Source organism: Klebsiella sp. 141153 (assembly GCF_032601995.1).
Classification (GTDB): Bacteria; Pseudomonadota; Gammaproteobacteria; order Enterobacterales; family Enterobacteriaceae; genus Klebsiella; species Klebsiella aerogenes.
Window position 1 is genome coordinate 187915 of record NZ_JAQIRJ010000012.1, and the last position, 10452, is coordinate 198366.

Consider the following 10452-nt stretch of genomic DNA (forward strand, 5'->3'; position numbering starts at 1 on the left):
ATTGCGCAGCGCCTTTCTCACTTGTCCTTCCGTGGTTGCAGAACAAGTTGATGATGGCTGGCCTCAATGACGCGCGCGCGGTCCGGGTCAAGATCCTCACGGGTAAGCACCAGCTTCCAGTCGTTTTTCGTCAGATCCGGCGCCCGGAACAGCGCCACCACGGCGACATACTGCGCCTGTTCATCCAGCGGCATGGTGAGACTCATCGCCGTTCCCGGTTTGAGCACCAGGCCGCGACTGGCCAGTTGGTCGTCTTTTAAAATGTCCTCTCCTTCCGCCGCCAGCTGCTGGTAAACCGTCTTATCGAAGGTCTTGCGATCTTTCAGCACATAGACCCGCACCATCACCGGCTGGGAGGCGCTGTTATCCTCGCGGTTATCGGTGTTTAACGCATTGCGCGCGCTAAAATCCAGACGCAGCGTTTTCACCTGGCGATAAAATACTGACTTTACGGCGGATGAAGCGCCGTCGCTGATTTTCTGTGTTAGCCCGCAGCCCGCCAGCATGAACGGCAGAATAATCAGTGCGGATAGTTTAAGTGAAGTGATATGCAACACGTTGGTTTCCTTGTGATAATGGTGCAAGCGGCATGCCGCGGTAGCCGCCCAGTTCCGTGGTAAACGTGGCCGGTAAATCCGGCGGAACCGCGTCCCCCTCCATGCCCAGAACGCCGCTGATGCCGAGCATAAACGGCGTTTCACCGAGCACCGGCGCGGGTAACAGCGGCGTGGGAAGCGTTAAGGTGATTTTGGCCTTATAGCGCCAGCCGAGATAAACCCGCAGCAGAACCAGAAAGTCCGCATAGATTTGCCCTTCCGGCATCCAGCCTGCGGCCTCGGCGATATCATCGGTATACAGCGCGATCAGCAACTGGCTGGCAATCTCGGTCGTTTCATCGCCCAGTACCGTATAGCCATCAAGCAGGAAATCGTTATCGCCGTAAAAACCCAGCGGCTGCGCCGGGTACACCGTCCGTGGGCAGTGCGGCGACGCTTCCGCCCGCGTATGGGGCGCCAACAATCGTACCAGCGCCTGAATTCCCTCTTCAGTGCGCGCGGGCAGGCGCATCACGCTGAGTAATGCCAGAAAGCGAGATACCGGCGCGGCAATATGCTGAGCGGTGCCGGGAATGCCCAGCCCGATCAGCCCCAGCAGGCTCTGCGAAGTACGGTCGCGACCGCCGTCTTCAAAGGTTGCCGGATACGAGTATTTGCGCCAGATGCGATAAAACTGGCTCAGAATGCGGTGGTTGAAAATATCGAGAAATGCTTCCTGCGCCTCATGCCCTTCTCTTTGCTGCGCAATATCATCCAGCCAGGCGGTAGGCAACGGTGAATCGACACCGTATAGCCCCATAAAGGTGGTGCGCAGCGTCGGCGGCGCGTCGGGATGCGCCTCATCATACTCCACCGCTTTGAGCTCGCTGACCGGAAAACCCATCCCCGGATGCGGGCGAAAGCGTATCGGATCATCCGCCGGGTTCAGCGTGCTGCCTAATGCCGGCGCGCCAGGTCGCGATTTTTCCAGTAGCTGACAGAAGCGGTAAAAGTTGATGCGCTGAATATCCCGCTCAAGCCGCGGGCTCAGCCGGGAATGCGGCGTTTGTGGTTCTCCTGCCATTCGAGACGCTCTCCGGTAGGTTGCAGTATCAGAATCAGACGATTAAACAGGTGGATGTCGGTATACAGGGCAAAGAAGCGGTTGAGCATCTCGCCAAACAGACAGATGTCGCCGTGCCCGGCGAAGCCGTTACCGTCAAGCGTCACTTCTATCTGCACGCCGCGTAGAAAATGCCCCTCGGCAAAACGTTCCACCTCACAGTGGCTCACATCGACGATCGCCTGCAGACGACGGCGGTTCATTTCGTTATCCGTCCAGTCATACAACGCCAGCGCGCCGCGCAACACCTCGGCGTTATCCATCATCCACAGGAAGCTGCTGCCGAGATGACTCAACACCCGCCAGTGAAAACGGTCGCGATCCGGTGGATAACACGGCAACGTCGGCGCGCTGAGATTACGCACCTGGAGGCGCGACGTCGTGGATTTGACCACCGTGTCCAGCAGCGTGCTTTGCAACGCCCGGCGCGGCAGCTGGCCGTTGGTGCCGATCAGGCTCAATGACAGGGTTTCATTCTGCGGCACGCGATGCTGGTCAAACGCCTCGCCGCCCAGCGTCAGCCAGGTATCATGTAGCCCGGACGGGCCACGTTTAACGCGCGTGTGGTAATAATATTCCGGCGCATCATGGCGCAACATGCCGCCTTTGTGGCGAAAACTGGTAAACGGCACATACGCCTGGGTGCCGGAAAGGCGAGAAGAGGTGACGGACTCCACCGAATAGATTTCGGTGTGTCCATCCTGGACGCGCATGGGACGCAGCAGATACTCACTTTGTAGTGAATCCAGATGCAGCGGGTCCGACTCCAGCGGGAACAGGTTAATAACCGGGGTGCAGTGTAAGCGCAGATGTTTCTCTGACAACGCGTATTCCTGCGGCCACGATTTATCCAGCACCACGTCTATCTCAAACCATCCCGGCGCATCAGGAAACGTCATATTCTCCAGGCCGCACAGCGCGACCGACATAAATTTTTCACGAAAGCTGAAATACTCCAGCAGCAACTGGTAGCCGCTGAACCCGCCGCTTTGAGGCAGCAGCGCCTCATCGTTGCCAAACCCGCAGACGGCAAAATGGGCCGCCAGCGGCCTGCTATCGGCCTCCCCCGCCAGACGTATGCCGATGTGCGCCACGTTCAGGGTCAGCGCTTCATGCAGCGCGCAGGCCAGCGGCGCATCGGCATTCAGGTATAGCGGGATACGGCGCAGGTCGAGCGTGCTCCAGTCAACCAGCTCGCCACAATCAAAACGCAGACAAATCGCCTGGCGGCCATCCGCCAGCGTCCTGATACTGGCGCGGGAGAGCGCGAGCGGCTGTAAGGTTAGCGGCTGGGTCGTGGTGTAACGGCAGCGGGTGCCCGTCTCGCCGATAGGCCGGGAGATCACCTCCGTCCCCTTCTCCAGCCGCTGTGGCTCTTTCATCTCCCGCCAGTCGATGCTGAACTCCACCATCGCCAGCGACGGAATGGTACGTAGATAATGCGGCCAGATCATACTCACCAGCCCGCCGGTCAGCTCCGGCAGATCGTCGTCGAGCTTTTCGCGCAGCCGCCCTATCAGGAAAGCAAAGCCCTCGAACAGCCGCTCAACATAGGGATCGCGGGCGCCGGCTTTATCGAGGTTTAACGCCGCGGCGCGATCGGGATGGGCGCGGGCAAACTCCTCGCCAGCCTCGCGCAGATAGCGCATTTCAGCGTCAAAATAACGCAGAGTTAAATCGTCCATGGAATATCTCAGATGTCAGAATTAGAAAACTCGCTGCTTGTAAAGCAGCGCTTGCAGAGTGAATGTCGGCCCTTATTCCTCTACGTCACCGTCGGCAAACGGTTCTGCTCGGGGGGCCTCCACGATGAAAATCTGTGTCGGCAACGTGAAGTTTCGCAGTTTCAGCAACGCCAGCGGGCCATCGCCGAGTTCCGTACGCAGTAACCACTGCAGGTGCCGGCTATCCGGCGTATTGACCGTCAGGCGAAACAGCCCATCGCCGATCTGCTGGCGCTTCATTCTCTCCAGCATACGCAGCGTGCCCCACGGGCCGCTGTCGTTCGCCAATAGCCGGGCGCCCGCCGCCGTTGAGCTCCAGGTCAGCATCGCGCCGGGTTTGTTGAACGTCCCCGGCCAGCGGAAACTTTTCCATTCGGCAAGCTGGTTAAAGTAGTGCATATTCTGGCCGTCGAGGGTGAGCTGCGTTTCAACAATACCCGGCGTCGCCACCCCCTGTAGTTCAAACCCCATCCCCTGGCTGCCGTCGGTAAACAGGATGTCGGACAAGGAACTCAGTTGATTAATCGCCTTCAGGAAGGCCGGGTTAAACGTCAGCCCCTGACTGTGCGTGCTATCGGCCACCCAGCGGCTGCCCTCGCGGTTGAGCACGCCACCCAACTGGCTGGTGAGAAACCGATCGATCCGCCCGCTGTCGCGGCGGATAAATGCCGCCAGCATCGGTAGCGAGACATCGTTTTTACCCGCGGCAAACGGATAGCGGCCGTCAAAAGCCGAATGCCAGTTGGCGACCACAGAACGCTGCCACGCCTCGTTGAGGCTGGCCGCCGATGGCTGCAGCACCGTCTCCCAGGCCTGCGTCAGCGGCTGGACGAACATGGTCTGGCCAAAACCGCTCCACTCTTCGCCGAGGCTGGCCGCCACCAGACTGCCGTATTCCTGGGTGTCGGTCAGGTCGACGCTTTTGCCCTGGAACACGGTCTGCGCCAGCTGCTGCATCATCGCCTGCGGGTCGGGGGCGTTTGCCACCTGCTGGAGCCGCAGGCGTACGCGAGTCAGGCGAGTCAGCCAGGTCTGTAAACTGAGGGTGCTGTCTGCGGCGACCACGCTCTGAGAGGGATTTTTGCCCATCAGCGCCAGCAGCGGCCCAAAGGTACTCTCCAGCGGGCCGCGCACGCCGCCGGCCTGCTGATCGATAAACGGCTGCTTATCCTTATCGAGTAGATTTTTAGCCGACTTCACCAGCGAATCCGCCACGCCCTCACGCTGCTGCCCGGTCTGCCCCTGCCAGGCAAGGGTATTCATCAACGCAATCAGCGGCGACTGACGAACGTCGCCCGCCAACGTCAGCTGATCGGTAACATCGGCAATATTGCGCGCCGGATTCAAGCGAATGCTATTGAGAAAACCCAGCCACGTCCCGGCGAAATCGGTGAAATAGCGATCGGTCAGCCGCTGTTTCAACGCCTCCGGGGAGACATCGCCGCTGACGGTCTGGCGGCTATCGCTCAGCACCCAGTCGATCTCATCGCGCCTGGCCGCCACCGCCTTATCGATCGCCTCGCGCACGCCGCCTTCCCACGCCTGGCGGGTGAACATCCCCGGAACCACCTCTTCCGTGGTAAACAACCGGCTGGCATTGGTCTGCGGCGTCATGTCTTCCAGCGTCATGTCGGCATAGTTGCGGCGCACCTGCAGCAACATGTTCTCGTAAAGCGTGCTTTCAGCGTTGCGCCGCCCGATTTGCGCCAGCAGCACCTGACGCGCTTGCGTCACCAGCGCGGCGTCCGGTGTGATTTTCCACGCCGGCTGCGACGGCAAGTTGTCCATATAGAAGGCCCATAGATCGGGGGCGATACTCTGCCATAGCGCCGGGGCGACTCCCTGACGCGTCTGCTGCGCGGCGGTCATTGTCTGGCGGTAAAACGCCGCATCGGCTTTATCCGGACGCGCCATCATCAGATAGGCCTTTAACTGGTCATAACCCGCTTTCGCCAGCTGCGCCCGCTGCGGGCTGCGCGGCGGCAGGTTGACCAACACCGTCAGTTGCCGGGTGAGCGCTTCTGCCGCCGCGTCGCGGATCAGACGCTGGTTAGCCCGCCCATACCACGGCAGCAGCGCGGTAGAAAGCGGCGCATTATGATTAAGACCAAAGCGCTGATACCAGGGCGCGCCGTTGGCAAGCTGATTCTGTAGACGGCCGATATCGTTACGCAGCACCTGCAAATCGATCAGCTGTTGGTCGTTAACGACGGGCTGCCGCAGCAGCTGTACCCGCTGGGTGGCGCTAACAATTTGCTGGCGGTTGACGATAAAAGAGAGCAGGCTTCCCGCCGCCCACAAGCCAAACAGCGCCAGCAGGCCGACGCCGAGGGAGCGGCGCCACGCCCCCCCCACCGGCACGCCGCGCGCGCGGCCACAGTCTGCGATGATCCCCTGCCAGACGGCCGGGGCTGACCAATGGTGGGGATAGAGCCCATTGTCCGCCTCCTCTTCCGCCTTTAACGATGGGCTGAACAGCAGACCGCGGAGCGGGATCTGTTGCAGATACCCGGTAAGCCACGGCGTCAGTAGCGACTTCCAGCCGCTGATACCGCCCTCCTTCAGCCATTTAGCGATACGCAGCAGGTAATCGTGGGACGAATCAGCGCACAACTGCTGGGTCCCCTGCGCCAGCATGGCGGGCAGAATGGCGCGAAGCTGCCGTTCAACATCCTGCAGGACGGCCCGCGGCGGGAACAACGCCCCCAGCGTCTGGGTAATGCGCGTATCCTGAGGCCAGTCGCTGTCGTGGAGTTGCCACAGATAGACCGGCGGCTGGTAGCGCAGGACCTGCGCTACCAGCTCCAGCGTACGCAAATACCCGTCCAGGTTCGCGGCGGTGGCCTGAGCATTGTCCAGCGCCAGCACGATACCATCCAGCGGTCGGCGGCCGCGCAGCCGACGCAGGGCGCTGAGCCGCTCATTATCCACCTTCGCCGACAGGCTACCGCCGTGAATTAGCACCGTACCGCGGCCCTCCAGCCATTGCTGATGCGCAAGGCCGGGAACGATGGCGGCAATCTGCGCCGCCTCGCCAGCGACCCACAGCAGGCGGACCTTATTGCGCCACAATCGGCCGTAGCGGCGACGGAGAAAGTGCTTTAAGGACGCAAACGGCTGCACCGGTTTTGTCTGCTGGCTAATAAAAGTCCGCGTCTGACGCTGTTGCCCATCGGCTTTTTGCCTGATAAACAGGTGGAAAGCAATAAAGCCCAGTATCCAGAGACAGAGACCATACGCCCAGATCAGGCCACAGACGGTCAATATCTCGCGGATCGCCGTCCACTGCAGCGTGCGGTTGGCGTGCCAGTTCCACCATCCCAGACCGCCCAGCAGGACCACAATTGTCCAGACGGCAAGACACAGGGTCGCGGTAGCCGCGACGGTCATTACCGCGGCATTTTTTTCCTTGAACATAAAATTGATGATTCCCTTAGCCACGGGCGTGCATCATCACGCCCGTATAGCGTTATTAAGGATACTTAGCGGATATAATGAATATGGCGATAACGAATTAAGGCAGCAGTATTTTAAAAGCCTCGCTTTTTATATCGCGATATATTTTACCCAGCACGCCCGATACCGTATTCAGATCTTTCATATCCGTTCGCGCCTGCACTAATATATCGCCGACATTAATATCTATAATCGCTTTTACCCGCTGGCCAAATTGTTTCACCGAATCCCACGTATCATCATCGTTATCGTAAATCGTCCGCGACGCAAAATAGCCGTGGGAAAACGAGGAGTGCAGCGGGTCGTGATTATATTTAGCCAGCGTGTCATGCACGTAGTTATCGTAAAAATCCAGCATCGTCGGCGAGCCCATCAGCGCCGCCCGCCGGGCATCGCCGCTTTTCTTGATCTGAATATATTCCGACTCCTGCGCCGCCACCAGCGGACCGCCAAGCTGGTTGGTCTGCGTGGTGGGGATCACATCCAGCAGCACCTGGCCCAGCAGCGCCACGATACCGGTATGGGCAAAGTCATAGCCCCACGCCGCGCGATCCAGACGATCCTTATCGATAAACGGCACTTCTCGCGGTCCTTCACTTTCCGCGGGCGCCGCCGCCGACGGCAGCGCGCTGGCCTGCTCATTCAGCGCCTGCTGATAAAAAGGCTTACGCTGATAATACTTATCGGCGTATTGCGGGCTGGCAAAGCGCTCGGTGCGCCAGGCGGTGATCCAGCTCAGTTGGTCCGCCAGCATCACCTCCAGCGCTTTGGCCTTCAGCGGCACATACACCGGATCCGGCAGCTTGCCCAGCGGGCCGTTCTCCGGCGGCTTCGCGGCGGCGGCTTTCGCCTTATCGCCATCCGCCTTGTCGTGAGCCGCCTTCAGCGCGGCAACCGGATCCCGGCCCTGGGCCACGGCGATGGCCACCACCTCCGCCTCGTTGACGGCCGGCGTTTCGGTCTTCGCCCCCGCCTGCTGCGCCCCGGCCTGCTGCCAGGCGTTAAACAGGGCGATCGCCTGTTCGGAGATTTTAAATTGTTTTATAACGGCATTCGTCATTATCCGGTAGGTCTTATTTTTAGCCCCTCCGGGCAATACCTCCTCAGGTACGCTCAGCGGCGCCCCGGCATCGAAGGCGGCGGCATACATATCGTGCAGCACAACCTTTGACAGCAGGCCGGCGGCATCGGTCTGCACTTTGCCGAGTTCCGCAGGCTTACAGTCGCCGCCAACATCGGCATGCATCCCGGGGTAGACCACCTCTACCGCCCCCGCCGGGTATTTACCGTCCGGACCGCGGATAGAATCCAGCGGCAGGTCGCCGTGCTGCTCGTGGCCGGCAACAAAGTGGTAGCAGCTTTTTAAAAAGCCTTTGGTGGTCGGCAGCCGCAGGCTGTTGGCCGCCCAGCCCAGATGCCCGGTGGCCGACGGCAGGATATGCGGCACGCCAACCGCGGAGACCGTATCCAGCAGCCCCATAAACTCGATACTGATGGGAATGCCCAGCAGGGTCGGGCCGCCGGGTACCACCGCCCCCGCCGGCAGCATATTTGTCGCATCGAGCGGCATTCTGGCGTCATCGAGCAGCGACTCCAGCCCGCGGGCGAAGGCGCGGGCGGTGGCGGCCCCCCGGCAGTAACCGTAGACAAAGAGCTTGATTTTGGCGATGCGCCGCTGCGAGCGCTGGATATGCAACCGCGTTGGCTGCCGCGGCCACTGATTGACCACGCACCCCAGATGGTCGTCGCAGAATTTGTCAAGCGCGCTTTTACGGTTGAACTTCTGGGTCAGCCGCGAGAAGGGCCAGACGGTGGCCATACTTTGCCGATATCTGGTCAGTTCGCTGTCTTTGATCGCGGTTTTGTTCACCGCATAGCAGATGCTGCTGTAGGTTTTTAGCAGCGCCTGGTTGATACGGTCTTCGCCGCCATTGGCAAACAGCTCGCCGTCCAGCGAGTAGTGCTCTTCACCTATCTCCGGAAAGCGCGCCCCACAGCCGGGAAAATAGTAACTAAAATAGCCATCGTTTTCTGCAGTATTCTTTTGATCTACCCAACTGGCCGCATGATAAAGCCGACCGATATTGGTCAACGGCGGGTTTCGCGAGCCATACATTTCATCACCATCTTCTTCATTACAGCAGGTTCCGTCGAAGAACAGGCTGATATGCAGGCTGGCCGGGCAGCCCGGTTCCGTTTTTTTATCCGATTGATGATCGGACTCTTTAACATACCCCTCCAGGTACTGCCTGGCGTAGTTGCCTTCGGTCTGCGTTCTGCTCGCCGGCAGGCGCCCGCGCTCGTTGTATTCGGTTTTCTGCTGCTTGATTTTATCCGCGGGCTTTTTGTCATCCAGCCCGGGAAACTGCGGCGGTAAGCTGGCCGCTTCCGCGGTGGAGGTTTTAACAGCGACCGGGGTGGCGCCGGTCTGAAACGCTGCGATAAGCGCCTTCAGGGCATTCAGCGTGGAGTCTGCGGTGTCGGACATACAACTTCCTCCTTGATATGTTTGATTAGTATTTTCTGTGCCCTCACCTCCCAGTCAGGGGGAGACTGGGGGACCGGATATCCCGGCTGTCCCGGCGGAATGCAGGAACGCACTATCCGCACCTTATCACAGGGGAAAATATGCACATGAAAACCGCAGGCCTGCTCCTCTTCCCAGCGCTCAATAGGTACGGTGATCGGTCCATGCCGCTGATAGTGTGTTTCATAATCATCGGGCATATCACTCGATTTCATCCAGGCATTAGGATCGGAAGTCCAGGTGATTTTTGCCGTCAGTCCCGGGCGCCAGACATCTGGTACCATCACGCAACAAAAGCCGCCGCCGCCGCCGTAGGGATTAGCCCTGGGCCCCCCGTAACCGTTCACCTGCACCGAAACAATGTCGTCCGGGCCGTGGTTTAAAAGGGTGATATCAGCGCCGCTCATGCCGTCGCGACTGTGGTCGCGACAGGCCGTCAGCAGGCAGAGCAAAACGGCGACCAGCACCACCAGCCCGCCGGGCAAAATACGGATATGCTTTATCATTGATGTGTCCTTACAAATATAAAGTGATGACTTATTAATAAATGGCGTAATTAAATGCTTGTATTTATGCTAATAGATGAACCCCCATATATAACTGATAATGATATTTGTAGCGGTCAAATAAAATTGGCCGCTATAAATATCTTCAGCTGTATTTTCATATCCGTTCGCGCCTGCACTACTATATCGCCGACATTAATATCAATAATCATTTTTACCCGCAGGCTTGCGTGGTGGGAATAATATCCAGCAGCACCTGAGCCAGCAGCGCCACGATACCGGTATGGGCAAAGTCATAGCCCCACGCCGCGCGATCCAGACGATCCTTATCGATAAACGGCACTTCTCGCGGCCCTTCGCTTTCCGCGGGCGCCGTCGACGACGGCAGCGCGCTGACCTGCTCATTCAGCGCCTGCTGATAAAAAGGCTTACGCTGATAATACTTATCGGCGTATTGCGGGCTGGCAAAGCGCTCGGTGCGCCACGCGGTGATCCAGCTCAGCTGGTCCGCCAGCATCACCTCCAGCGCTTTGGCCTTCAGCGGCACATACACCGGATCCGGCAGTTTACCCAGCGGGCC

At 59.3% G+C, this 10452-nt stretch carries 6 protein-coding genes and 1 pseudogene; all 7 read right to left on the reverse strand.

From position 1 onward, the window contains the following. Positions 1 to 17: 17 nt before the first annotated feature. Positions 18 to 557: a type VI secretion system lipoprotein TssJ gene (gene tssJ / locus PGS10_RS21140; RefSeq protein ID WP_063415157.1), complete on the reverse strand. Its 540-nt coding sequence runs from the start codon at positions 555 to 557 to the stop codon at positions 18 to 20. After that, positions 535 to 1620 carry a type VI secretion system baseplate subunit TssG gene (gene tssG, locus PGS10_RS21145; protein WP_047045178.1) on the reverse strand — a complete coding sequence of 362 codons (1086 nt, stop codon included), beginning with the start codon at positions 1618 to 1620 and terminating at the stop codon, positions 535 to 537. Before tssG ends, tssJ begins: the two co-directional genes overlap by 23 nt. Next, the gene (gene tssF, locus PGS10_RS21150) at positions 1584 to 3344 is read right to left on the reverse strand and encodes a type VI secretion system baseplate subunit TssF (protein ID WP_063415155.1); all 1761 of its coding nucleotides are present in this window, start codon (positions 3342 to 3344) and stop codon (positions 1584 to 1586) included. The genes tssG and tssF overlap by 37 nt, the downstream gene beginning before the upstream one ends. Positions 3345 to 3416: 72 nt before the next feature. Then, positions 3417 to 6800 (reverse strand): ImcF-related family protein, encoded by a 3384-nt coding sequence (locus PGS10_RS21155; RefSeq protein ID WP_316423447.1) that lies wholly within the window; start codon positions 6798 to 6800, stop codon positions 3417 to 3419. A 97-nt stretch (positions 6801 to 6897) separates the two neighbouring features. Beyond that, a complete protein-coding gene (locus tag PGS10_RS21160) occupies positions 6898 to 9327 on the reverse strand; it encodes a T6SS phospholipase effector Tle1-like catalytic domain-containing protein (protein ID WP_289578613.1) in 2430 nt (809 codons plus the stop codon). Further along, positions 9300 to 9872: a DUF3304 domain-containing protein gene (locus tag PGS10_RS21165; protein ID WP_047078535.1), complete on the reverse strand. Its 573-nt coding sequence runs from the start codon at positions 9870 to 9872 to the stop codon at positions 9300 to 9302. The genes PGS10_RS21160 and PGS10_RS21165 overlap by 28 nt, the downstream gene beginning before the upstream one ends. A 214-nt stretch (positions 9873 to 10086) precedes the next feature. Then, positions 10087 to 10452 (reverse strand): annotated as a pseudogene (locus PGS10_RS21170) (T6SS phospholipase effector Tle1-like catalytic domain-containing protein); the annotation flags it as partial.

Coding starts and splice junctions, on each gene's coding strand:
- PGS10_RS21155 (WP_316423447.1), bottom strand. CDS start 6,800: ATGTTCAAGGAAAAAAATGCCGCGGTAATGACCGTCGCGGCTACCGCG.
- PGS10_RS21160 (WP_289578613.1), bottom strand. CDS start 9,327: ATGTCCGACACCGCAGACTCCACGCTGAATGCCCTGAAGGCGCTTATC.
- tssG (WP_047045178.1), bottom strand. CDS start 1,620: ATGGCAGGAGAACCACAAACGCCGCATTCCCGGCTGAGCCCGCGGCTT.
- PGS10_RS21165 (WP_047078535.1), bottom strand. CDS start 9,872: ATGATAAAGCATATCCGTATTTTGCCCGGCGGGCTGGTGGTGCTGGTC.
- tssF (WP_063415155.1), bottom strand. CDS start 3,344: ATGGACGATTTAACTCTGCGTTATTTTGACGCTGAAATGCGCTATCTG.